Consider the following 24,293-nt stretch of genomic DNA (forward strand, 5'->3'; position numbering starts at 1 on the left):
TCGAGTACGGGCTTTATCAAAAGCTCGGTAGTCGGGGTGGAACCGGGGCTTCGGTCAGGCACCCGCGGGACTGCTCACGGGGTGCGCCTGAGGGGGCCGTGTGTTGAGGTCGCGTGCGTCATGAAACGTGACGGGATCTGGGGAGGTCCGCGGGGGGCCATTCTCCTGTTGCTCGTATTCGTGCTGGTGACCGGTGGTGTCACCGCACTCACCCCGCCGGCCGTGGAGGCCGCCGCGGGGCCTTGCGACACCGGTGGCAATCCGGTGGCCTGCGAGAATTCGAAACCGGGTTCGCCTTCCTCTGAGTGGGAAAAGGCGTCGGGCGCGGGACAGACCATCGAAGGCTTCACGACGAATTTCAGCGTGAACGTCGGACAGCAGGTCCAGTTCAAAATCAGGACCACCGCGTCGGCTTACTCCGTCGACATTTTCCGCATGGGCTATTACGGCGGGGACGGCGCCCGAAAGGTCGCGACCGTCACGCCGTCGCTCTCGCCGCAGAACCAGACCACGCAGTGCGTCACCAGTGACGTGACCGGCATGACCGACTGCAGCGCCTGGGGCGTCTCGGCGAGCTGGCAGGTGCCGGCGAACGCCGTGTCGGGGATCTACTTCGCGCACCTCGTCCGCACCGACGGGCAGGAGGACGACAACCACGTCGTCTTCGTCGTGCGCGACGACTCCAGCCATTCGGACATGGTCTTCAAGACCGCCGACAGCACGTGGCAGGCCTACAACAGGTGGGGCGGCAACAGCCTCTACGCCGGTGACAGCACCGAGGCGCCCGGCCGCGCGGTCAAGGTCAGCTACAACCGGCCGTTCGGCACCCGCGAGGACACTCCGTGGGGCCGCGACTTCGTCTTCGCCAACGAGTACCCGATGGTCCGCTTCCTCGAGGCCCAGGGCTACGACGTCAGCTACATCGGCAGCGCGGACGCCGACCAGCGCGGAGACCTCATCCGCAACCACAAGACGTTCCTGTCGGTCGGCCACGACGAGTACTGGTCGGGCAACGAGTTCAACAACGTCATGGCCGCCCGGGACGCGGGCGTCCACCTCGCGTTCTTCAGCGGCAACGAGGTCTACTGGAAGACGCGCTGGGAGAACGGCATCGGCAGCTCGTCGGGCACGTCCCACCGCACGCTCGTGGTCTACAAGGAGACCCGCGCCAACAACAAGATCGACCCGAGCCCGCAGTGGACCGGCACCTGGCGAGATCCGCGCTTCAGCCCGCCGTCCGACGGCGGGCGGCCGGAGAACCAGCTGACCGGCACCCTCTTCACCGTCAACTGTTGCGGCGTGGCGCTCAAGGTGCCCGCGGCCGACGGCAGGATGCGGTTCTGGCGGGGCACCCCCGTGGCGCAGCAGGCCACCGGGACGACCATGACGCTCTCCGACCACGTCGTCGGGTACGAGTGGGACGAGGACATCGACAACGGCGCCCGGCCGGCGGGCCTGTTCAGGATGTCGACGACCACCGCCGACGTCCCCGAGAAGCTCATCGACTACGGCTCCAACGTCGCGCCGGGCACCGCCACCCATCATCTGACGATGTACAAGGCGGCGAGCGGCGCCCTGGTCTTCGGCGGCGGGACGGTCCAGTGGTCGTGGGGCCTGGACGCCAACCACGACGCGCACTCCGAGGCGCCGTCCTCGCCCGACCCGCGCATGCGGCAGGCGACCGTCAACCTCTTCGCCGACATGGACACGCAGCCGTACGCGCTGCAGGCGGGCCTGACCCGCGCCACCAAGTCGGCCGACACCGTCGCGCCGGCCACGACCGTGACCTCGCCGGCGCCCGGCACCCAGGTCGTCAACGGCCGCACCCTGACGGTCAGCGGCACGGCGACCGACGGCGGCGGCGGGCAGGTCGCCGGGGTCGAGGTGTCCACCGACGGCGGTACGAGCTGGCACCCGGCGACCGGGCGCGGCACCTGGACCTACACGTTCGACGTCACCGGCAACGGCCCGGCGACGATCAAGACCCGTGCGGTGGACGACAGCGGCAACATGGAGACCGCCGGCGCGGGGACGCCGCTCACCGTCTCGTGCCCCTGCCGCCTCTTCGGCGACTCCTCGGTGCCCGAGCGCCCGTCCGACCCCGACACCACGTCGCTGGAGGCCGGGGTCAAGTTCAGGTCGACCGTGGCGGGCTGGGTCACCGGCGTGCGCTTCTACAAGGGGACCGGCAACACCGGCACGCACACCGGCAGCCTGTGGGACCCCCAGACGCAGCAGCGGATCGCGACGACGACGTTCACCGACGAGACCGCGTCCGGCTGGCAGACCGCGACGTTCCCGACCGCGATCGAGATCCAGGCCGGCAAGACCTACATCGTCTCCTACTTCGCGCCCAACGGCCGGTACGCGGCCGATCCCGACTTCTTCGCGCTCAAGGACCACGACAGGACGCCGTTGATCGCGCCCAAGGCGGAGGAGGACGCGGGCAACGGCGTCTACCGTTCGGGCGGCTCGGGCTTCCCGACCGCGACCTACAAGGGCGGCAACTACTACGTCGACGCGACGTTCGTGACCGTCAAGCCCCCGGACACGATGGCGCCCACGATCGTCGACAACACGCCCTACACCGGCTCGTCCAGCGTCAAGACGTCGGCGAAGCCCACCGTGACGTTCAGCGAGCCGATCGAGACCGGCACGCCCGCGTTCAGCCTCAAGAACGGCACCGCGACCGTCGCCGGCTCGGCGAGCCTGGACGCCTCGCGCACCGTGCTGACCTTCACCCCGTCGGCCGCGCTGCCGGACGACACCCGGCTGACGGTCGCCGTCACCGGCGGCAAGGACGACGCGGGCAACACGATGCAGGACTTCGCGTCCAGCTTCACGACCGCCAAGCCGGCGCCCCAGCCGGGCAACTGCCCGTGCAGCATCTGGGCCGACGACCGCGCCCCGGCGGTGGAGGGCGTCAGCGACCCCAACGAGATCGAGCTCGGCGTCCGGTTCACCGCCGACACCGACGGCTTCATCAAGGGCATCCGCTTCTACAAGGGCCGCAACAACGACGGCACCCACATCGGCACGTTGTGGAGCGCGCAGACCCAGCAGCAGCTGGCGACGGCCACGTTCGGCAGCGAGTCGACGCTGGGCTGGCAGGAGGTCAGGTTCGGCACGCCGGTCCCGGTGATCGCCGGGCAGACCTACGTGGCGTCGTACCACACGACCAAGGGCTGGTACTCGGCCGACTACGGCGGGCTGGCGCGCGCGGTCGACAACGCGCCGCTGCACGCGCTCGCCAGCGGCGACGGAGGCGGCAACGGCGTCTACAAGTACGGCGCGCGCGGCTTCCCCACGCAGACGCACGGCCAGACCAACTACTGGGTGGACGTGGTCTACGAGCCGCCGCCGGACGAGACCCCGCCGGCCGTCAGCGTCAAGAGCCCCGGCAACGACGCCACCAGCGTGCCGACCGGCGGCAAGGTCAAGGTCACGTTCAACGAGCCGGTCCGCTCCGGGAGCCCGGTGTTCACGCTGGCCGGCCCGAGCGGCCAGCCGGTGGCGGGCGGCGCGGTGCTCGACGCGACGGGACGGATCCTGACGTTCACCCCGTCCTCCGGGCTCGCCACGGCGACCAGCTACACCGCCTCGGTCAGCGGGGCGCGCGACATCGCCGGCAACACCATGTCCGGCACGACGACGTGGTCGTTCACCACGGCCGGATCGTGCCCGTGCACGCTGTTCGCCAGTGACGCCGTGCCCGCGACGACCTCGTCCGGCGACGCCAAGGCGATCGAGGTCGGCGTGCGCTTCACCGCCGACCAGTCCGGCTGGGTGTCGGGCGTGCGCTTCTACAAGGGCGCCGGCAACACCGGCACGCACAGCGGCAGCCTCTGGACGACCGACGGGGTGCGCCGCGCGACGGGGACGTTCACCGGCGAGACCTCGTCGGGCTGGCAGACGCTGACCTTCTCGGCACCGTTCGCCGTCACGGCCGGGACGACCTACATCGCGTCCTACTTCGCGCCGAACGGCAACTACTCGGTCGACTCCGGGTTCTTCAACGGCGCCCACACCAACGCTCCGCTGAGCGCGCACGCCAGCGGAGCGCCCTCGGGCAACGGCGTCTACGCCTACAACGCCACGTCGCGGTTCCCCAACCAGACCTACGGCGCGGCCAACTACTGGGTCGACCCGGTCTTCTCGACCGCCGCGCCCGGCGACACCGAGCCGCCGTCCATCGAGGCGATCTCGCCGGTCAACGGCGCGACCAGCGTGCCGCGCGCGGCCAGGCCGTCGGTGCGGTTCGACGAGGCGGTGCAGGGCAGCACGGTGCAGTTCACCGTCACCGGTCCCGGCGGGGCCGCGGTGGCGGGCTCGCTGAGCTACGACGCGGCGACCCGCACCTCGACCTTCACCCCGGCCGCGCCGCTGGCATGGCAGACGCAGTACAACGTGCGGGTCGAAGGTGCCCGCGACCTGGCGGGCAACGAGCTGCCGGCGCCGCGGACCTGGTCGTTCACCACGTCCAAGCAGCCACCGCAACCGGGCCAGTGCCCATGCTCGGTCTGGGACGACGAGGCCACCCCGCAGATCGCGGACGTGGACGACGGCGGCTCGGTCGAGCTCGGCATGAAGTTCCGCACCGACGCGGCCGGATGGGTCACCGGAGTGCGGTACTACAAGGGGCCGAACAACACCGGGTCGCACACCGGAAGCCTGTGGGACACCGCGGGCAACCGGCTGGCCACCGCCACGTTCGGCGGCGAGTCGGCGTCCGGCTGGCAGCAGGTGACGTTCTCCACGCCGGTGCAGGTCGCGGCGGACACCACCTACGTCGTGTCGTACCACGCGCCCAACGGCCACTACTCGGCGAACGTCGGCGGCTTCGCGAGCGCCGGCGTGGACGCTCCGCCGCTGCACGCGCTGCGCAACGGGACGGACGGCGCCAACGGCGTCTACGCCTACGGTTCCGGCTCGTTCCCGGGCAGCCCCTCCAGCTCCAACTACTGGGTCGACGTCGTGTTCACCACGACCCAGCCCTGACACGTTTCCCCACGTTCCCGACGACGAGGAGAACACACTGATGGAGCCCATAGGCCTGGCCGTGGTCGGTGCCGGCTACTGGGGACCCAACCTGGTACGGACGGCCCAGGCCACGCCGGCGCTGCGGCTGAAGTGGCTGTGCGACCTCGACGAGGAACGGGCCCGTGCCGTGCTGGGCGGTTACACCACCGTCCGCGCGACCACCTCGTACCAGGACGTCCTGGCCGACCCCGAGGTGGGCGCGGTGGCGATCGCCACGCCCGCGGCGACGCACTTCGACCTGGTGCGGGCGGCGCTGGAGGCGGGCAAGCACGTGCTCGTCGAGAAGCCGCTCACGCCGAGCGTGGCGGAGAGCGCCAAGCTGGTGCGGCTGGCCGAGCAGAACGGCCTGGTCCTGATGTGCGACCACACCTACTGCTACACGCCGGCGGTACGGAAGATCAGGGAGCTGGTCCGGGGCGGTGAGATCGGCGACGTGCAGTTCGTCGACTCGGTCCGCATCAACCTGGGCCTGGTCCAGCCGGACGTCGACGTCCTGTGGGACCTGGCGCCGCACGACCTGTCGATCCTGGACTTCGTCCTGCCCGCCGGCGTGGCCGTGGAGGCGGTGGCGGCGCGCGGCAGCGATCCGATCGACGCCGGGCGGTTGTGCGTCGCCCACCTGTCGGTGCAGCTGTCGACGGGCGTCATGGCCCACGTTCACGTCAACTGGCTGAGCCCCACCAAGATCCGGACCACGGTGATCGGGGGGTCCCGGCGCACGATCGTCTGGGACGACCTCAACCCGATGCAGCGGGTCGCGGTCTACGACCGGGGCGTCGACCTGACCCCGGCCGGCGGGCTCGGGCAGGCCGAACGGCACCAGGCCCTGATCTCCTACCGCGTCGGCGACATCCTCGTCCCGGCGCTGCCCGAACGGGAGGCGCTGCGCGAGGTGATGACCGAACTGGCCGCCGCGATCACCGCGGGACGCCCCGCCACCACCGACGGCCGCGCGGGCCTGCGCGTGGTCGCCCTGCTGGAGGCGGCCAGCCGAAGCGTGGAGACGGGCGGCGCGCTCGTTCCCGTACAGAACGTTCTCGAGGAGAGCCAATGATCGAAGGATCCCGCTGCCTGGTGACCGGGGGAGCCGGGACCATCGGGTCCACCGTCGTCGACCAACTCCTGGAGGCGGGCGCCGGCGAAGTGATCGTCCTGGACAACTTCGTCCGCGGGCGGCGTGCCAACCTCGGCGACGTCACCCGTCCCGGCCTGCGGGTCGTGGAGGGCGACATCAGGGACCGCGCGCTCGTGCGCGAGCTGATGGACGGCGTCGGCGTGCTCTTCCACCTGGCGGCCATCCGCATCACCCAGTGCGCCGAGGAGCCTCGGCTCGCCCTGGAGGTGCTGGTCGACGGCACCTACGAGGTGATCGAGGCCGCCGCCGACGCCGGCGTGCGCAAGGTCGTCGCCTCGTCCTCGGCCTCGGTGTACGGGATGGCGACGGAGTTCCCGACCACCGAGGACCACCACCCGTACGCCAACGACACGTTCTACGGCGCGGCCAAGTCGTTCAACGAGGGCATGCTGCGCAGCTTCCACGCGATGCGCGGCCTCGACTACGTCGCGCTGCGCTACTTCAACGTGTACGGGCCGCGGATGGACGTGCACGGGCTCTACACCGAGGTGCTGATCCGCTGGATGGAGCGGATCGTGGACGGCAGGTCGCCGCTCATCCTCGGCGACGGCCTGCAGACCATGGACTTCGTCTTCACCGAGGACATCGCCAGGGCCAACCTCGCGGCGGCCGAGGCGGACGCCACCGACACGGTGTTCAACATCGGCAGCGGCACCGAGACGAGCCTGCGCGGGCTCGCCGCCGCGCTGCTGCGGATCATGAACGCCGAGGAGCTGGGCGTGGAGTTCGGCCCGGCCCGCGCGGTCAACGGCGTGACACGGCGGCTGGCCGACGTGTCCGCGGCGCGGGAGTCGCTCGGCTGGAAGGCCCAGATCGACCTCGAGGAGGGACTGCGACGACTGGTCGACTGGTGGCGGGCCGCGCGCGAGGAGACCGAGTGAGCGAGCGGGAGGCCGAGTGAGCGAGCGGGAGACCGTGTGAGCGAGCGGGAGGCCGAGTGAGCGAGCGGGAGACCGTGTGAGCGAGCGCAGGGAGCCTGGGTGATCGTCTACTTCGGGGGAACGGCGTACGACGGGGTGGCGGGCACCGACCGGCAGCTGGCCGACCGGCTCGACGTCCTGGAGCCCGTGCTCTACGTCGATCCGCCGGTGTCGGTCCTGACGCCGCTGCTGCGGCCCCAGCTCGCCGGCTCGCTGCGCGGTTCCGCGCTGCGGCGGGAGGACACGGGGGTGTGGCGGCTCCGTCCGAGGGTGCTGCCGGGCGCGTACCGGCCCGGCATGCACCGCGTCACCGCCGCACTCGTGCGCCGTGCCGCCCGGCGCGCCGCGCGGCGGGCCGGCGACCGGGTCTCCGCCGTCGTGGTGGCGACGTCGCTGGACGTCGTGGCGGCCGTGCCGGGCGCCCGCACGCTCTACTACGCCACCGACGACATCGTCGCGGGCGCCGACCTGATCCGGCTGCCGCGGCGGCGGCTGGCCGCGGTCCGGGACCGGATGCTGGCCCGCGCCGACGTGGTCGCGGTGGTGTCCCCGGCGCTGGCCGACCTGTGCCGCGAGCGCGGGCGGGAGGCGGAGCTCGTCCCCAACGGCTGCGCGCCCGAGGTGTACGAGGGCATCGGCACGGCGCCGTGGCCGGCCGACGTGCCGCGCTTCGACGGGCGTCCCGCCGCCGGGTTCACCGGCCACATCAACGGCCGCATCGACCTCGGGCTGCTGGAGGCGGTGGCCGACGCGGGGCACCCGCTGGTGCTGGTCGGGCCGCACGACCCCGGCTACGAGCCGGACCGGTTCCGCGCGCTGTGCGACCGGCCCGGCGTCTGCTGGACGGGCCGCAAGCCGTTCGCCGACATGCCCTCCTACCTCAGCACGATCGAGGTGGGCCTCACCCCGTACCTGCTCGACGGCTTCAACCGGGCGAGCTTCCCGATCAAGACGCTCGACTACCTGGCCGCCGGCCGCGCCGTGGTGTCCACCGACCTGCCCGCGACGCGCTGGCTGCGCGCGGACGGCGACGGCGAGGGCGCCGCCCTCGTCCGCGCCGAGGCCACCACCGCGGAGTTCGTCCGCGCGGTGGGGGAGGAGCTCGCGGCCGGGGCGTCGCCCGGGCTGCGGGCCCGGCGCCGGCGGTTCGCCGCGCGGCACACCTGGACGGGCCGCGCGCGGACGCTGGCCGATCTGCTCGACATCGACCCGGTCCCCGGCGGCCGGCGACAGGAGGTACCCGCACCGTGATCCCGGTGATCAAGCCAGTGCTGGACGAGGAGGAGGCCGCCGCGGTCGCGGCGGTCGTGCGTTCGGGCTGGGTGGCCCAGGGCCCGCGCGTCGCCGAGTTCGAGGCGGCGTTCGCCGCGCGGATGGGCGCCGGCCACGGCGTGGCCGCGTCGTCCTGCACGACGGCCCTGCACCTGGCGCTGCTGCTGGCGGGAGTGGGCCCGGGCGACGAGGTGGTCGTGCCGTCGTTGTCGTTCATCGCGACCGCCAACGTGGTGCGGCACGCGGGCGCGGACGTGGTGTTCGCCGACGTCGACCCCGTCACCGCCAACCTCACCGCCAAGACGGTCGAGATGGTGCTGACGCCGCGCACCCGCGCGGTGATCCTCGTCGACCAGGCCGGGGTGCCGGCCGACCTCGACGAGGTGCGGGCGCTGTGCGACCCGCGCGGCGTGCCCGTGATCGAGGACGCCGCGTGCGCGGTCGGCGCGACCTACAAGGGCCGCCCGGTCGGGGCGGGCGCCGAGCTGGCCGCCTGGTCGTTCCACCCGCGCAAGCTGCTGACCACGGGTGAGGGCGGGATGCTCACCACCGGCGACGCGGGCCGGGCGGCGCGCGGGCGGCGGCTGCGCGAGCACGGCATGAACGTGAGCGCCGCCGACCGGCACGGCAGCGCCCGGGTGGTGATCGAGGAGTACGAGGAGACCGGGTTCAACTACCGGATGACCGACATGCAGGCCGCGCTGGGGCTGGTGCAGCTGACCCGCCTCGACGCGATCGTCGCGCGCCGCCGCGAGCTGGCCGAACGGTACCGGCGGTTGTTCGCGGACCTGCCCGGATTCGTGTGCGTGAACGACCCCGGCCACGGCACGACCAACTACCAGTCGTTCTGGATCATGCTGCCGGACGACCACCCGGTGGGGCGCGACGACCTCCTGCAGGGGCTGCTCGACGCGGGCATCTCGGCGCGCCGCGGCATCATGGCGGCGCACCGTGAGCCCGCCTACGCCGGGACCGCGGCCGACCTGCCGGTGACCGACCGGTTCACCACCCGCTCGCTGATCCTGCCGATGTTCCACGAGATGACCGCCGGGCAGCAGGAACGCGTCGTGGCCGAGGTCGCGGCGGTGGCTGGTCCGGCATGAGGATCCTGGTCTACCCGCACGCGATGGAGATCGGCGGCAGCCAGCTCAACGCGATCGAGCTGGCCGCGGCCGTCCGCGACCTCGGGCACGAGGTCGCGGTCGCGGGCGAGCCGGGCCCGCTGGTCGAGCGGGTGCGCGCCGCGGGGATCGAGCACCTGCCGCTCGACCCCGGCCGCCGCCGCCCGTCCCCGGCCACCGTCCGGATGTTGCGCGGGCTGGCCGCCGACCGCGGCTTCGACGTCGTCCACGGGTACGAGTGGCCGCCCGGCCTGGAGGCGTTCCACGCCGCCCGGGGCCGTCGCGACCTGGCCGCCGTCTGCACCGTGATGTCGATGTCGGTGGCGCCGTTCCTGCCGCCGTCCCTCCCGCTCGTGGTGGGCACCGAGGACATCCGGCGGACGGTGCTCGGCCGGCGCGGCCGCAGGCCCGGCGCGGTGCACCTGATCGAGCCGCCGGTCGACGTGCGGGCCAACGCCCCCGACCACCCGGCCGAGGAGTTCCGGCAGCGGTTCCGGCTCGACGGGAGGGCACTCGACGTGGTCGTCGTCTGCCGCCTGGTCGCCGAGCTCAAGCTGGAGGGGCTGCTCACCGCCATCGACGTCATCGGCACGCTCGACCCGCTGCCGCTGCGGCTGGTCATCGTGGGCGACGGCCCGTGCCGCGCCCAGGTCGAGTCCCGCGCCACCGAGGTCAACGCCCGGCTGGGGCGGCGCGCCGTCATCCTCACCGGCGAGCTGGACGACCCGCGCCCGGCGTACGCGGCGGCGTCGATCGCGCTCGGCATGGGCGGCTCGGCGCTGCGGGCGCTGGCGTTCGCCCGGCCGCTCATCGTGCAGGGCGAGCACGGCTTCTTCGAGCTGCTCACGCCCGAGACCGCCGAGATCTTCCTCGACCAGGGCTGGTACGGGGTCGGGGGCCCGGGGGCCACCAAGCTGGCGGCCGTCCTGCGCGACCTGGCCACCGACGAGGTCCGGCGCAAGGAGCTCGGCGACTACGGCCGGCGGCTGGTGACCGACCGGTTCAGCCTGGAGCGCGCGGCGCGCGTCCAGGTGGAGATCTACACCGCGGCGCTGGCCGCCGCGCGCGGAGGGCCGGACGCGGCCGGACGGTGGGACGCGGTGAGCACCGTCGGCCGGGTCGCGGCCTACAAGGTGCGGCGCAAGGCGGGCCGCTTCCGCGGGTCGGCGGCCCGTGACGACTTCAACGCCGTCGCGAGGAGGCCCCGCGGGTGAGGCGACTGACCGTCGGCGACGAGGACTCCCTGTTCGGCAAGGCGTCCAGGGCTCTGGGCTGGAGCCTGGCCAACGCCGCCGTGGGCCGGCTCGGCACGCTGGCCATCGGCATCGCGCTGGCCCGGCTGCTGGGCCCGGCCGAGTTCGGCGTCTTCGCCGTCGCGATGGTCGCGCTGCTGGCGGTGCTCAGCTTCCACGAGCTCGGCGTGAGCCTGGCGATCGTGCGGTGGCCCGGCGATCCGCGCGAGATCGCCCCCACCGTCGCCACGATCTCGGTGGCCGCCAGCGTGCTGATCTACGCGGGCTGCTTCCTCGCCGCGCCCGCGTTCGCCTCGGCGATGGGGGCGCCCGGCGCGGCCGACGTGATCAGGCTGCTCACGCTCAGCGTCGTCGTCAGCGGGCTGGTCGCCGTCCCCGCGGCCCTGATCCAGCGCGGCTTCCGGCAGGACCGCAAGATGCTGGCCGACCAGGTCAACAACTGGGGCGGCGCGATCGTGTCGATCGTGCTCGCCGCCACCGGCATGGGCGCGATGAGCCTGGCGGTGGGGCGGCTGGCCGGGTCGGCGGGCTCGGCGATCCTGCTGGTGCGGGCGTCGCCCGAGCCGCTGCGGTTCGGCTTCGACCGGGAGAGGGCGCGGGCGCTGCTGCGCTTCGGCCTGCCGCTCGCCGGGTCGAGCATCGTGGTGTTCGGGGTGACCACGGTCGACCAGGTCATCGTCGGGCACACGCTCGGCGCGACGGCGCTCGGCTTCTACGTGCTCGCGTTCAACCTGTCCAACTGGCCGGTGACGGTGTTCTCGCAGCCGGTGCGCAGCGTCGCCCCGGCCGCGTTCGCCCGGCTCCAGCACGACCCGCCGGTGCTGCGCGGGGCGTTCGTCTCGACCACCGGGCTGCTCGCCGGTCTCACGCTGCCGGTCTGCCTGCTGCTCGCGGGCGCGGCGGAGCCGCTGATCCAGGTCGTGTACGGCGGACCGTGGGCGCCCGCCGCCGACGTGCTGATGTGGCTGGCGCTGCTGGGCGGCCTGCGCATCATGTTCGAGCTGATGTACGACTACTTCGTCGTCCTCGCCCGGTCCCGGGTGGTGTTCACCCTCCAGGTGGTCTGGCTGGTGGCGCTCGTCCCCGCGCTGCTCGTCGGGGCCGAGGCCGGCGGCATCGCGGGCGTCGCCGCGGCGCACGTCGCGGTCGCGGCGTGCCTCGTGCTGCCGCTCTACCTGTGGGAGCTGCACCGTGCGGGCGTCTCGGCGCGCGCAGTCCTCGCCCAGCTGGCGCTGCCCGCGCTGATCGCGGCCCTGGTCGGCGTGGCGGCCGCCGCCGCGCACACCACGATCTCGTTCGACCTGATCGCGCTCGCCGTGGCCGGGCTGGTCGCGCTGGCCGCGCTCGCCTTCTTCTTCCGCCGCGCACGAGCGGCCCTCGACGGGCTGCGCAACCTGGAGGGCGCCGATGCCACCCCCGCATGACCCGCGCCGCGACCTGGTGATCGTCGGCGCGGGCGGATTCGGCCGCGAGACCGCGCAGGCCGTCGCCACGCTGCCCGGCTGGCGGCTGCTGGGCTTCGCCGACGACGACCCCGGGCGGCACGGCACCACGGTCGACCGGGTGCCGGTGGCCGGCGCGGCGGGCACGTTCGCCGGCAAGCCCGAGATCAGCCTGGTGGTCTGCACGGGCAGCCCGAGCGACTACGGCAGCCGCGAACGCATCGTCCGGCGGCTCGACCTGCCGCCGGAACGGTACGCCACGCTCGTGCACCCGGCCGCGTGGGTGTCGCCGTCCTCGCGGGTCGGCCCCGGCTCGGTGCTCCTGGCCCAGACCGTGCTCACCGCCTCGTGCGAGGTCGGCGCCCATGTCGCGATCATGCCCCATGTCACGGTGACGCACGACGACGTCATCGAGGACTTCGCGACGATCGCCGCCGGGGTCCGTCTCGGCGGCGGCGTCCGGGTGGGCCGCGGCGCCTACCTCGGCTCCGGCGCCCTGCTCCGGCAGGGCGTCACCGTCGGGCCCGGCGCGCTGGTCGGCATGGGCTCGGTGGTGCTCGACGACGTTCCCGCGGGCGAGGTCTGGGTCGGCTCGCCCGCCCGATTCCTGCGGCCCGCACCGCAGCGGAAGGAAACCCGATGACCGATGTGCCCTTCGTCGACCTGGCCGCCTCCCACACCGAGGTGGATCGCGTGGTCCGCGACGGCTTCGACCGCGTGCTGGCCGCGACCTCGTTCATCAACGGCGAGGAGGTGGCGGCGTTCGAACGGGAGTACGCCCATTTCACCGATGTCGGGCACTGCGTCGGCGTCGGCAACGGCACGGACGCGATCGAGCTGGCGCTGCGGGCCCTCGACGTCGGCGCCGGCGCGGAGGTCGTGCTGCCGGCCAACACGTTCGTCGCCACCGCCGAGGCCGTGGTGCGGGCCGGCGCCAAGCCGGTCCTGGTGGACGTGGACGCCGACCTGCTGCTGATGGACCCGGACCGGACCGCCGCCGCGGTGGGCCCGGCGACCGGCGCGATCATCCCCGTGCACCTGTACGGCCGGCTGGCCGCCATGCCGCCGTTCCTCGAACTCGGGCCGCCGGTGCTGGAGGACGCGGCGCAGTCCCAGGGCGCGGTCCGCGACGGCCGCGGGCTCTTCGGCGCCGTCGCGGCGACCAGCTTCTATCCCGGCAAGAACCTCGGCGCCTACGGCGACGCCGGGGCGGTGCTCACCGGCTCCGCGGACCTGGCGGCCAGGCTGCGGCTGCTGCGCGACCACGGCAGCGAACGCAAGTACCACCACGAGATCGTCGGCTTCAACTCGCGGCTCGACACCCTCCAGGCCGTCGTGCTGCGGGCCAAGCTGCGCCGCCTCGCCGGCTGGAACCAGCAGCGCCGCACCGCGGCGGAGCGGTACCGCGAACTCCTCGCCGACATCCCGGATCTGGTCCTGCCGGCCGCCGCGGGCGAGGACCATGTCTGGCATCTGTACGTCGTGCGCGTGCCGCGGCGCGACGAGGTCGCCCGGCGGCTGGCCGAGCTGGGGGTGCGCACCGGGGTCCACTACCCGGTCCCGGTCCACCTCCAGCCGGCCTTCCGGTGGCTCGGCCATGGGCCCGGCGACTTCCCGGTGACCGAGGCGGCCGCCGGCGAGATCCTCTCGCTGCCCATGTTCCCGCAGATCACCGACGCGCAGCAGCAGAGGGTGACCGATGCGCTCAGGAAGATCCTCCTCGGCTGAAGGGAATCGCATGACTCGGAAGACGGTGCTCGCGCCGGCCCTGGTCCTGGCGATCGGCTCGCTCGCGGCGTGCTCGGACGACGACGGCGCCCGGAAGTCGGCGCCGCCGTCCGGCAAGGGCCCGGGCCAGGGACCGGCCGCGTCCCCGGACCGGCCGTCCGGCTCGGCGCTGCCGGCGCCCAAGCTGGGGCTGAAGTCCCAGCGCCCGCCCGGCGGCGAGGGCACCCGCCTGGCCTGGCCCACGCTGCGGACCACCGGGGTGCCGCAGGGCACGAGACTGCGTTCGAGCGGCCCCATCACGGTGCGCAAGCGCGGCGCGATCATCGACGGGCTGAAGGTGTCGACCGAGATCAACGTCGAGGCGAACGACGTGACGATCCGCAACACGCAGGTGGTCGGCGCCGGGCAGTGGGCGATCATCCAGCGCAAGGGCGTGTCCGGCCTGCGGGTGGAGAACAGCGAGGTCAAGGGCGACGGCCGGGCCAAGGTGCAGTACGGGATCGTCAACCACGGCGGCATGCTGACGGTGCGGAAGGTGCACGTCCACACCGTCAGCAACGGCGTCAACACCGACCACGGCCTCATCGAGGAGTCGGTGATCAGGAACCTCAAGGAGTTCCCCGGCGACCACGTGACCGGCATCCAGTCCAACTCCGGCCCGGCCCCCGGGTTGTCGCTGGTCATCCGGCGCAACGTGGTGCTCAACCCGGTCGGCCAGACCTCCGCCGTGTCCATCTACCAGGACTTCGGCCGCGCGCACGACGTGACGGTCGACGGCAACATGCTCGCGGGTGGCGGCTACTCGCTGTACGCGGGCCGGGGGCGGTTCGGGAAGACGTCCAACATCAAGGTCGTGCGGAACGTCTTCAGCCGCTCCCTCTTCAAGAAGGGCGGCTACTACGGGCCGGTGACGCGGTTCGAGAGGTCGGGGAGCGGCAACGTCTGGCGGGACAACATCTGGGAGGGGACGGGCAAGGCCGTCCAGCCGTCCTGACCGCCTGGCCGTCAGGCCTGCTCGGCGCCCGCGTCGCCGGCCCCGCCGCCGGAGCCGTCGTGGGTGAGGCGCCAGAGCGCCCCGCAACACCCGAGGATCAGGAACGCCAGGTTGGCGACCATCGGGAAGCTGAACGCGTCGAACGTGCCGAACGAGAAGACGGCCACCGCCGCCGCGGCGGCGAAGCACTGCGCCAGGTGGCGCACCTCCGGGTCGGTGCTCGCCCGGCGCGCGGAACGGGCGAGGAACCAGCCCGACAGCAGCACGGTGAGCAGCGCGACCAGCCCGACGACCCCGGTCTCGACCAGCGACAGCAGGTACTGGTTGTCCAGGATCCGGTACGACTGCGGCAGGTAGGTGCCGAACCCCTGGCCGAGCCAGGGCCGGTGCGCGACGGCCTCGCCGAGGACGACGTAGTCGCTGGAGCGGGCCACGGTGCTGGAGTCGGTGCCGATGCTGGACACCAGGCTGGTCAGCGTGCCGATCAGGCCGGGCACCAGGGCGCGCAGCGCGACGGTCAGCACCCCCAGCACCATGATCGCCACGACCCGCCAGATCGCCGGCCAGATCGGCAGGATCACCACGCACACCACGGCCATGCCGAGCACCGCCGACCGCGAGACCGTCATCGGCAGCACCATCAGGATGAGCGCGACGACCAGCCAGCGGCGGCCCTTCCTGCCCTCGGGCGCGAACACCGCGCCGTGCACGGCCAGCGGCAGCAACATCGCCAGGACGACGCCGAACTCGATGGGGTGCGTCGCGGTCGCCATCGGCCGGTTGAACTCCTCGCGCTGCAACAGCGAGGTGTAGTTGGTGCTGGTCGTGAGCCCGGGGAACGCCAGATGCCCGGCCAGGTCGAAGCCGGTGAAGAACTGCAGGCCGCCCAGGACCGCGATGACCCCGCCGCCCATCACCAGGCGGCGGCGCACCGCCTCCAGCCGGTCCAGCCGCGGGATGCCGTCGGCGGCCAGCAGCGCCACCCCGACCCAGCCCGCGGTGAGGATCAGGCCGCGGTCGGCGCCGTTGACCTCCAGGCCGGGCATCGGCCGGCTCATCGCCGCCGCGTACGAGGCGAGCATCGCGCAGGTGAACACCACCGCGACCGTGCGGACCGGCTGCCGGCCGATGATCGGCGACGTGCGCGAGGTGATCATCGCGCTGAGGTACCAGAACAGGCACAACACCGCCATCACGCCGGCCGGGGTGCCGGCGGCGCCGAGGGGGCCCACCACGAACCGGGCGGGGACCATCGTCAGGACGACGACGAAGACGCTGAGGACGGTGACCCCGTCGACCTGGCCGAGGAGCGGACGCGCCTCGGGACGGTCGGCGGGGGCCGCCATGATCGTGGACATGGATGGCCGCCGGGGTCAGGCGTCGGGCTCGGACTGCGTGGGCCGCTGGGACGCGGGCGGCGTGGCCCCGTTGGACGCCGACGACGCCGACGCGGTGTTGCCGGTGGACGCCTTGGGCTTGCCCTTCCGGAGCGGGATGTCGTGGGGGATCTGCAGATCCGGGCGGGTCAGCCCCATCGGGTCGAGCTCGTCCTCCCGCTGAGCGCGTTCGGCGGAACGGTCGGCCGTGCGGTCCGGTGCGGGCTCCGGCGCGCGGTCGGAGCCGTGGCCCGTGGCCCGCTCCGCCGTGCGCTCCGTCCTGCGGCCGGGCGGTTCGGACCCTGCCTTGCGCGGCTTGCCCTTCGCCTTCGTCCCGTCCCTCGGCTCGCCCGCCATCGCACCCTTCGGCCCGGGCTTGCCCTTGCCGCGCTTGGCGGGCCCGACGCCGCGGGCGGCGCGCCGGCGTTCGGACAACACCTCGGCGAACAACGGCACCGCCACCGTCAGGACGAGCCCGACGAACAGCACCATCACGCACAGGCGCACCTTGTCGGTCGACACCAGCGCGGCCTTCGGGCTGGCGCTGATCACGTTCATCTTGATCTGGGCGCGCGGCGCGACGCTCTCCTGCGCCTGCAGCTTGGTCAGCCGCTCCGGCACGATCGTGATCAGCGCGTCGAGCGTGGCCTTGACGACCTTCGGGTCGGAGCCGGTCACCTCGATCATCAGCACCGGGCCGGTGGAGTCGGGCGCGACCCCCACCTGGTAGGCCGCCGTCAGCCCCCGCGCCTTGAGCTCGGCCGCCGTGCGCTCGTCCATCATCTCGCGGCCCACCACCTCGGCGGTGACGGTCAGCGAGCTGTCGAAGACCAGCCACGGGTTGCCGCCCGCCTGCTTCGCCTGGAACGGGGAGGCGAGGAGGACACCACTCGCCTGCGCCTCGTACGTCCAGGGCGTCACGGCGGCGACGGCACCGACGCCCGACAGCGACAGCACGAGCAGTGGCACGGTCAGCCACCATCTCCGCAACAGGGTTCCCACCCAGTCGAGCAGATCCATCAGTCCCCCCTTCATGACCACGTTGTCGGTACGGGGGATCGTCCACAACCCCCCGGGTCTGGCCACACCCGGTTACTCGCCTCGTTCGGCGCCCCTCTCGTGCCACGATGTCTCGGACACGGGGAAGTGGAGTGGCTTGTGGCGGTTCGGGATTTCGTGACGGCGTTGCGGCGCCACCTCATGGTGACGCTGACCGTCGCCGTCCTCACGGTGTCGGTCGCGGCGCTGGTCAAGCTGGCGCCGCCGAGCTACGAGGCCCGCTCGGTCGTCACCTTCCTGTCGCCGCAGGCGCCGTTCCCGCGCAACTCGTACGCGAGCTTCACCCCGGCCCTGGTGACCACGGCCGAGGTGCTCACCCGCGGGGTCAACTCCGCGGCCGGCCGGTCCGAGATCCTGCGGGCCGGCGGCACCACGGCGTTCCAGGTCGTCCTCGCCAACCGGGGCAACCAGGAGCTTCCCATCCACGATCAGCCGTACCTCACCGTGACCGTGACCGGGAAGGACGCCGCCCGGGTGCGGCGCACCCACCTGGCCGTGCTCGAGGTGCTGCGCGACCGGCTGCGCCGCGAGCAGGTGGCGCAGGGCGCGCGGCCCGGCTCGTTCATCTCGTGGCGGGTGACCGCGGGCAGCGATCGGGCGGTGCCGGTGTCCGGCCGCCCGTCCCGCGCGCTCCTCGCGATCCTGCTGCTCGGCGGGATCGGCGCGGTGTACGCGGCGGTCACGGCCGACCGCCGCCGGGCGGGCGCATCGCCCCGCGCGGCCGCAGCGTTCCTCGCCCGCGCACTGCCGCGCCGCGGTCCCGGCCGGAGCCGTGCGGGCGCGGCCGGCCGCGCATGAGCTCGCGCGCCACCAGCACGATGAACGCGAAGTTGGTGGTGAAGTAGCGCGGGCCGAGCCGGCGCGGCTCCTGGAGCACCCGGTAGAGCCACTCGATGCCGTGCCGCTGCCACCACACGGGCGCCCGCCGCACCTCGCCGGCCAGCACGTCGAACGTGCCGCCGACGCCGTGGACGACCTGCGCCCCGGTGCGCGCCGCCCAGTCGCGGACGAACAGCTCCTTCATCGGCGACGAGACGCCGATGAACAGCAGGTCGGCCTTCGACTCGCGGATCTCGTCGGCGATGTCGGGCGCCTCGGCCGAGGAGAAGTAGCCGTGCCGCGAGCCGGCGATGACCAGCTTCGGGAACCGCCGCAGCAGTTCGGCGACCATGCGGTCCAGGACCTCCTGCCGCGCGCCCATCAGGTAGACGCGGTGGCCGCGCCGTTCCGCCTCGGGCAGCAGCGCCAGCATCAGGTCGATGCCCGCCACCCGCTCGGGCAGGGGCCTGCGCAGGTGCCGCGAGGCCCACACCACCGACTGCCCGTCGGCCAGGACCACGTCGCAGCTCAGCACCGCCTCGCGCAGCCGCTCGTCCTTGCGCATCTTCACGATCTTGGCCGCGTTCAGCACCCCGATCGTCACCGGTGACCGCTCCTCGACCGCCTTCACGCAGCGGGCCACGGTCTCGTCGATGGTCAGCGGATCGACCCACACGCCCAGAAAGTGTCGCCGGTCCGGTTCTGGACGCGCGCCCGTCATGATGTCTCCCTCGGTTCGTCGACGAGCCAGGTGTGCAGAAGCCAGCCGAGCTCGTACGGCCGGCACTCCCGGTCGACGGCGACCGGGGGGAACGCTCTGTCCAGGGGGGCGAGCCGCCATCCGGGGCGCAGCCCGGTCGTCGCGGCGCGCACGCCGCGCACGGCCTTGCGGGGGTCCTTGCGGGCGACCTTGCGCCAGGTCATGACCGGGTCGCCGCCGAGGACGAGGGACTCGCCGGTCTCCGGCGGCCGGGTCATCCAGCGCACGCCGCGGGCGATCGCGTCGAGGTGGGAGGGGCCGCCGGCGTCGGCCAGGTCGAGCAGCGCCATGGGCGCCATCGCGTGCTGGTGGACGCTGTAGACCGGGTAGCCCTCGACGACCCCGCCGTCGCGCGCGTCGTAGTGCCACCACCACTGGCCGCCGGCGCCCTGCGCCGCGCAGATCGTGGCGGCGACGCGGGCCGCGCCCTCGAGCGAGAGCTCGTCGCCGAGCCGGGCCAGCGCCTGGACGGGGTAGACCTGGTCGGCGAAGCAGCCGACATGGGAACGGAAACGCGGGACGAGGCCGTGGCCGCCCACCTCGTGGGAGTACAGCGACCGTCCGCCCAGGCCGTCCAGGAGGCGGAGCCGGGCCCGGTCGAGATGTTCCTCCGGGATCGGCACGTCGCCGGCGTCCCGGACGGCCGCCAGGGCCGACGCCACCCAGGCCGCGTCCACCGTGAACACCGGGGGCCCGCCCGGCGGGTCGGCCGCGGTCATCCGGTCGAGCGCGCGCGGCAGCCCGGCATGGCGGGTCTCGGCCGCCGCCCAGCAGACGAGCGCCAGGTCGCCCAGCGAGGTGACGGCGTCCGGACCGGTGACCTCCACCCGTGCCACCAGCGCGTCGACGAGTTCCTCGACCGAGTCGCCGCCGAGCGCGGCGCGCTGCCCGGGCTCGGGCAGCAGATGCGCCCCGAGCGCCACGATGGCCGCGTACCGCAGGCTGGTCCCGGCCGGTTCGGCCTGCCGGCCGCGCAGCGTGAAGACGAACCCGCCGTCCGCGCCGCGCCGCCCGGGAAGAGCGCGCCCCGGCCGCATCCGCGGCAGGCCGCGCACGGCGTCGTCGATGAGGCCGGTGATGACGTCCCGCGCCTCGGGGTCCGCCTCGCCGAGGAGGCGCAGCCGGGGCAGGTCGGTACGTACGTCGCTCACGCCGGTCACGTCGTCTTCACCGCGATCATCGATTTGGTCAGGCCCGCGGCACGTTCGGAGAGGATGTCCGAGCGCGGGAAGTAGGCGCGCATCTCGGTGCGGCTCAGCAGCTCGATGTCGAGCACCGAGCGCAGCGCGGTCTCGCGGTCCGGCGGCGGCGTGTGCACCAGCGGCCAGTGCCGCGCCACGGTCACCCGCGCGGCCAGCGGCAGGAACTGCATGCCGGGGCAGACCCAGTGCGGCTCGACCGGGAAGTACCGGTAGGGCGTCTGCACCCAGTGCCGTTCGGCCAGGGCGTGCACGGCGTCGGCGAACCGCTGCCGCCGGGCGTGCCCGCCGACGTGCTCCAGCACCGAGTTGGAGATGACCAGGTCGTAGTCGCCGGCCAGGATCTCGGGCGGCAGCTCGCAGGCGTCGCCGTGGTCGGCGCGCAGCCAGTCGGGCAGGCCCTCCGGTGGTTTCTCCAGATTGACGATGTGCACGGCGGCGGGCCGCACGGGCGCGCGCAACCACACGTCCGCGGTGCCGCCGAGGTCGATGACCGACATTCGCTCGAGTTCGGGAAAGGCCTTGCGGAGCCAGTTCCATCGTCGGGCGCGATACCGCGCGCCGAACGAGTCCGGTGCGTCCACAAAACGATTCCGGAAAGTATGAATACGGCTCAACCGATCATCCCCGTCACCCCCGCCAATGATTCGGCTCATTATTGGCGCCAACGCCACCGGGAAAGCCAGCCGGAAGAGTGGCCTACTTTGGTCAACCGTTCTTGTAAACTGGCGAGCCTTCTCGCGCCACGCATTGGACCGGTCTTGAAATGAACTGCGCCACGCGGTCCGGCCCGGCATTACTCCGATCCGTGTCCGTGTCGCTACCCACCGGCGTGGGCTGATGGCCGGATACGGGCATGGCGTGGCCGGATTGCGGCCTGGGCGAATGCGGTCACCTGCTGTATCAGTGCAGTTCCGCGCGTGTTCGATGGAACGATTCCGACGTGGCTCGATGCCGCCCGGCCCCTGGGGGCGGGCTGTGCGCCCGCTGGGGGCCCAGCGTCGCGCCGACTCGTGGATCATGACGGCCGTGCGGAGAGCCGGCGTCGCTCCGCCCGAGGTCGGGGCGGTGCGAGGCGGGACGCACGTCCCGTTAAAGCAATTGTCCCGGGTGGCCTAGGGACAGTGTCCCGGCTGTTATAGGCGCATTGTCCCGGCCTTTGCGGGCAACCCCGTCGAACCCCCGGAAAGCTTGTCTGCCAGGCAGAATAATGCGGTCACGGCGGTGACCACGGGTGCGGAAGTCAACAGATAGAGCGCCGCGTGAGAGTAGGCTCGCCATCCCGGAGCACTCCGAACTCCGGCCGAATCCGGCCACCCGAATGGTTTATGACCACGGAATTCACAATCCGGCCGGGTCCGGCCTAGGCTGATTACCTTCCCTTCGTCTTCTGACACTGGCAGCTTTACTCTCTGGTTAGGTTCGCATTCAGTGCTTGGAGGGGCGCTGGACGCGGATCCGGGGAAGGGGAGACGGGGGATGACGGCATGAGCGTGCTCGACCGTCGTACGGCGTCCATCCGGTGGTGGCGAAAACGAGCGGCCGGTGCACCGGGCTGGGTGTCAGGTTATGTTCACCTCGCCATTACCGTGGATTTCTGCTGTGCGGTAGCCGCGGGCGGTTTCGGATACCTGCTGCGCTTCGGTGAGGGGGATCAGGCGCCGCGGCCGGACGCCGTGCTGGCCGTCGCGCTGCCGCTGATCTGGGTCGCCTGGGTGGCCGCGGCACGGGCCTACGACGCCCGGTTCTTCGGCGCCGGCACCGAGGAGTACCGGCGGATCATCGACGCGGGCCTGAGCCTGACCGCGACGGTGGCGGTCGTCTCGTACGCGACCAAGGCCGAGGTGGCCCGGGGCTTCGTGGTCGTCACGCTGCCCGCCGTGACCCTGCTGTCGCTGTTCGCGCGCCGGCACCTGCGCAAGTTCCTGTGGCGGCGGCGCGCCCAGGGCGAATGCCTGCGCCGGACCGTCGTGGTCGGCCACCGGGAGGCGGTGACCGAGCTCGTCCGCGAGCTGGACCGCGGCCGCGCCCACGGCATGCAGATCGTCGCCGCCTGCCTGCCCGGCGACCACACGGGACCGGCGCGCGGGGCGGGAGTGCCCAGGACGGGCGTGACCGGCGTCCCGGCGGGCCTGGACCCCGACGGCGTCTCGACCGTCCCGATGCGGGTGGTGCCGTACGGGGACGGCGCGGACATCCTCGGGACCGTGCCGGTCGAGGGGCGGCTGGGCGACGTCGCCGACGTGGTGCGCCGGTCCAACGCCGACACCGTGGCGGTGCTGGCCTGCCCCGAGCTCGCCGGCGTGGAACTGCGCCGGCTGGCGTGGAAGCTGGAGAAGACCCACACCGAGCTGCTGGTCGCCTCGGCGCTGCTGGACATCGCCGGGCCGCGGACCTCGATCCGGCCGGTGGCGGGCCTGCCGCTGCTGCACGTCGAGCATCCCGAGCTCGCCGGGACCCGGCGCCTGCTCAAGGCGATCTTCGACCGGACGGCCGCCGCGGTCGCCCTGGTCCTGCTCGCGCCGCTGTGGGCGCTGACGGCGCTGCTCGTGCGGCTCGACGACCCGGGCCCGGCGTTGTTCTCCCAGGAACGGATCGGGCGGGACGGGCGGCGGTTCCGGATGCTCAAGTTCCGCACCATGGTCGTGGACGCCGAGCGCCGCCGGTCCGACATCGCCGTCGTGGCGACGGACGCGGTCAGCACGGGCAACGCCGTGCTCTTCAAGATCAAGAACGATCCGCGGATCACCCGGCTCGGCGCGTGGCTGCGCCGCTTCTCCATCGACGAGCTGCCGCAGCTGGTCAACGTGCTGCGCGGCGAGATGTCGCTGGTGGGCCCCCGGCCGCCGCTGCCCCAGGAGGTCGACCAGTACGGCCAGGACGTGTACCGCCGGCTGGCGGTGCTGCCGGGGATGACCGGCCTCTGGCAGGTGAGCGGCCGGTCGGACCTGTCGTGGGACGAGACCGTGCGGCTCGACCTGCGCTACATCGAGAACTGGTCGCTGGTCCTGGACATGCAGATCCTCTGGAAGACCTTCGCCGCGGTGTTCCGCGGCCAGGGCGCTTACTGAAGGGACATTGATGATCACTTCGATCGTGCACGTGGTCGGGGCCCGGCCCAACCTCGTCAAGGCGGCGCCGGTGATCGCGGCGGCCGCCGACCTGGACCAGGTCGTGGTGCACACCGGCCAGCACTACGACGAGCGGATGTCGGAGGTCTTCTTCCGCGACCTGGGCCTCCCGGAGCCGGACGTGAACCTCGGCGTCGGCTCGGGCGGCCACGCCGAGCAGACGGCCGCGTTGCTGGTGGGCCTCGAACGCGAGTTCCTGGCCCGTTCTCCCGAGCTGGTGGTGGTGTACGGCGACGTCAACTCCACGATGGCCGCCGCCCTGGTCGCGGCCAAGATCGGGATTCCGGTCGCGCACGTCGAGGCCGGGCTGCGCAGCTTCGACATGACCATGCCGGAGGAGGTCAACCGGCGGCTGACCGACCAGCTCTCCGACCTGTGCTTCGTGACGAGCCCGGAGGCGGTGGGGCACCTGGCGAACGAGGGGGTCCCGGTCGACCGGGTGCACTTCGTCGGCAACCCGATGATCGACACCCTCCTGGCCAACATGGACGCGTTCGACACCGGGAAGGCGCGCGCCGCGCACGGCCTGCCCGACCGCTACGTGCTCGCGACGATGCACCGGCCCGCCAACGTGGACCGGCCGGAGACAGCCGCCGCGCTGGTCGGCCACCTGCACGGCGTCGCCGACCTCGCCGACCTGGTGATCCCGGTGCATCCGCGCGGCCGCGCCACCCTCATGGCCGCCGGGCTGGACGACCACCCGCGCGTGCACGTCCTGGACCCGCTCGGCTACATCGAGTTCATCGCCGCGGTGCGCGGCGCCGCCGCGGTCCTGACCGACTCGGGCGGCCTCCAGGAGGAGACCACGATCCTCGGCGTGCCCTGCCTGACCGTACGGCCCAACACCGAACGGCCGATCACCGTCACGCACGGCACCAACCGCCTCGTCACGTTCGAGGAGGTCGTGCCGGCGGCCCGCAAGGCGCTCGCCGCGGCGCCGGCGTCCGGCGGCAGGACGCCGCCGCTGTGGGACGGGAAGTCCGGCGCCCGCATCGCCGACGTCATCCGGCACTGGAAGCGGGCGGCGTAGCCATGGGCCTTCCC

At 72.8% G+C, this 24,293-nt stretch carries 18 protein-coding genes; 13 read left to right on the forward strand and 5 right to left on the reverse strand.

Annotated elements, in window-relative coordinates; translation table 11 throughout:
* Positions 1–120: 120 nt before the first annotated feature.
* The 10 genes from ABZ810_RS10990 to ABZ810_RS11035 all read left to right on the forward strand — a co-directional run bounded on the left by ABZ810_RS10990 (position 121) and on the right by ABZ810_RS11035 (position 14,905).
* A complete protein-coding gene (locus ABZ810_RS10990; RefSeq protein ID WP_358401968.1) occupies positions 121–4,998 on the forward strand; it encodes a DUF4082 domain-containing protein in 4,878 nt (1,625 codons plus the stop codon).
* Between the two features lie 40 nt (positions 4,999–5,038).
* Positions 5,039–6,094: a Gfo/Idh/MocA family oxidoreductase gene (locus ABZ810_RS10995; RefSeq protein ID WP_358401970.1), complete on the forward strand. Its 1,056-nt coding sequence runs from the start codon at positions 5,039–5,041 to the stop codon at positions 6,092–6,094.
* Positions 6,091–7,056, forward strand: a complete 966-nt coding sequence (locus tag ABZ810_RS11000; RefSeq protein ID WP_358401972.1) for an NAD-dependent epimerase/dehydratase family protein — start codon at positions 6,091–6,093, stop codon at positions 7,054–7,056. The genes ABZ810_RS10995 and ABZ810_RS11000 overlap by 4 nt, the downstream gene beginning before the upstream one ends.
* A gap of 99 nt (positions 7,057–7,155) precedes the next feature.
* Complete coding sequence (locus tag ABZ810_RS11005) at positions 7,156–8,346, forward strand: glycosyltransferase (protein ID WP_358401973.1); 1,191 nt, start codon at positions 7,156–7,158, stop codon at positions 8,344–8,346.
* A gap of 5 nt (positions 8,347–8,351) precedes the next feature.
* Positions 8,352–9,470 carry a DegT/DnrJ/EryC1/StrS family aminotransferase gene (locus tag ABZ810_RS11010; RefSeq protein ID WP_358401975.1) on the forward strand — a complete coding sequence of 373 codons (1,119 nt, stop codon included), beginning with the start codon at positions 8,352–8,354 and terminating at the stop codon, positions 9,468–9,470.
* A complete protein-coding gene (locus ABZ810_RS11015) occupies positions 9,467–10,702 on the forward strand; it encodes a glycosyltransferase family 4 protein (RefSeq protein ID WP_358401976.1) in 1,236 nt (411 codons plus the stop codon). Before ABZ810_RS11010 ends, ABZ810_RS11015 begins: the two co-directional genes overlap by 4 nt.
* Positions 10,699–12,165 carry a lipopolysaccharide biosynthesis protein gene (locus tag ABZ810_RS11020; RefSeq protein WP_358401978.1) on the forward strand — a complete coding sequence of 489 codons (1,467 nt, stop codon included), beginning with the start codon at positions 10,699–10,701 and terminating at the stop codon, positions 12,163–12,165. Before ABZ810_RS11015 ends, ABZ810_RS11020 begins: the two co-directional genes overlap by 4 nt.
* Entirely contained in the window at positions 12,149–12,826 is a 678-nt protein-coding gene (locus ABZ810_RS11025) for a NeuD/PglB/VioB family sugar acetyltransferase (protein WP_358401980.1), read from the forward strand. The genes ABZ810_RS11020 and ABZ810_RS11025 overlap by 17 nt, the downstream gene beginning before the upstream one ends.
* On the forward strand, positions 12,823–13,911 hold the full coding sequence (locus tag ABZ810_RS11030; RefSeq protein ID WP_358401982.1) for a DegT/DnrJ/EryC1/StrS family aminotransferase: 1,089 nt from the start codon (positions 12,823–12,825) through the stop codon (positions 13,909–13,911). The genes ABZ810_RS11025 and ABZ810_RS11030 overlap by 4 nt, the downstream gene beginning before the upstream one ends.
* Before the next feature lie 10 nt (positions 13,912–13,921).
* Positions 13,922–14,905: a hypothetical protein gene (locus ABZ810_RS11035; protein ID WP_358401984.1), complete on the forward strand. Its 984-nt coding sequence runs from the start codon at positions 13,922–13,924 to the stop codon at positions 14,903–14,905.
* An 11-nt stretch (positions 14,906–14,916) separates the two neighbouring features.
* On the opposite strand, the gene ABZ810_RS11040 is transcribed toward ABZ810_RS11035, so the two are convergent.
* Together ABZ810_RS11040 and ABZ810_RS11045 are read right to left on the reverse strand one after the other, a co-directional pair.
* Positions 14,917–16,263, reverse strand: a complete 1,347-nt coding sequence (locus tag ABZ810_RS11040) for an O-antigen ligase family protein (protein WP_358401986.1) — start codon at positions 16,261–16,263, stop codon at positions 14,917–14,919.
* Positions 16,264–16,278: 15 nt separating this feature from the next.
* Entirely contained in the window at positions 16,279–17,301 is a 1,023-nt protein-coding gene (locus ABZ810_RS11045; protein ID WP_358401988.1) for a hypothetical protein, read from the reverse strand.
* 138 nt (positions 17,302–17,439) lie between these two features.
* Between ABZ810_RS11045 and ABZ810_RS11050 the strand changes: the two genes are divergently transcribed.
* Complete coding sequence (locus ABZ810_RS11050) at positions 17,440–18,138, forward strand: hypothetical protein (protein WP_358401990.1); 699 nt, start codon at positions 17,440–17,442, stop codon at positions 18,136–18,138.
* On the opposite strand, the gene ABZ810_RS11055 is transcribed toward ABZ810_RS11050, so the two are convergent.
* Genes ABZ810_RS11055 through ABZ810_RS11065 form a run of 3 tightly spaced genes read right to left on the reverse strand, consistent with a single transcriptional unit; the run spans position 18,020 to position 20,702 of the window.
* Positions 18,020–18,835, reverse strand: coding sequence for a WecB/TagA/CpsF family glycosyltransferase (locus ABZ810_RS11055; protein ID WP_358401991.1), 816 nt, complete (start codon positions 18,833–18,835; stop codon positions 18,020–18,022). The genes ABZ810_RS11050 and ABZ810_RS11055 overlap by 119 nt on opposite strands.
* Positions 18,836–18,876: 41 nt before the next feature.
* Complete coding sequence (locus ABZ810_RS11060) at positions 18,877–20,070, reverse strand: hypothetical protein (protein ID WP_358401993.1); 1,194 nt, start codon at positions 20,068–20,070, stop codon at positions 18,877–18,879.
* 5 nt (positions 20,071–20,075) lie between these two features.
* Entirely contained in the window at positions 20,076–20,702 is a 627-nt protein-coding gene (locus ABZ810_RS11065) for a class I SAM-dependent methyltransferase (protein WP_358401995.1), read from the reverse strand.
* A gap of 1,005 nt (positions 20,703–21,707) precedes the next feature.
* On the opposite strand from ABZ810_RS11065, the gene ABZ810_RS11070 reads away from it, so the two are divergent.
* The gene (locus tag ABZ810_RS11070) at positions 21,708–23,189 is read left to right on the forward strand and encodes a sugar transferase (protein WP_358401997.1); all 1,482 of its coding nucleotides are present in this window, start codon (positions 21,708–21,710) and stop codon (positions 23,187–23,189) included.
* Positions 23,190–23,199: 10 nt separating this feature from the next.
* Positions 23,200–24,279: a UDP-N-acetylglucosamine 2-epimerase (non-hydrolyzing) gene (gene wecB / locus ABZ810_RS11075; RefSeq protein WP_358401999.1), complete on the forward strand. Its 1,080-nt coding sequence runs from the start codon at positions 23,200–23,202 to the stop codon at positions 24,277–24,279.
* Positions 24,280–24,293: the final 14 nt, after the last annotated feature.

Origin of the sequence: Spirillospora sp. NPDC047279 (assembly GCF_040643285.1) — a bacterium.
GTDB lineage: Bacteria > Actinomycetota > Actinomycetes > Streptosporangiales > Streptosporangiaceae > Spirillospora.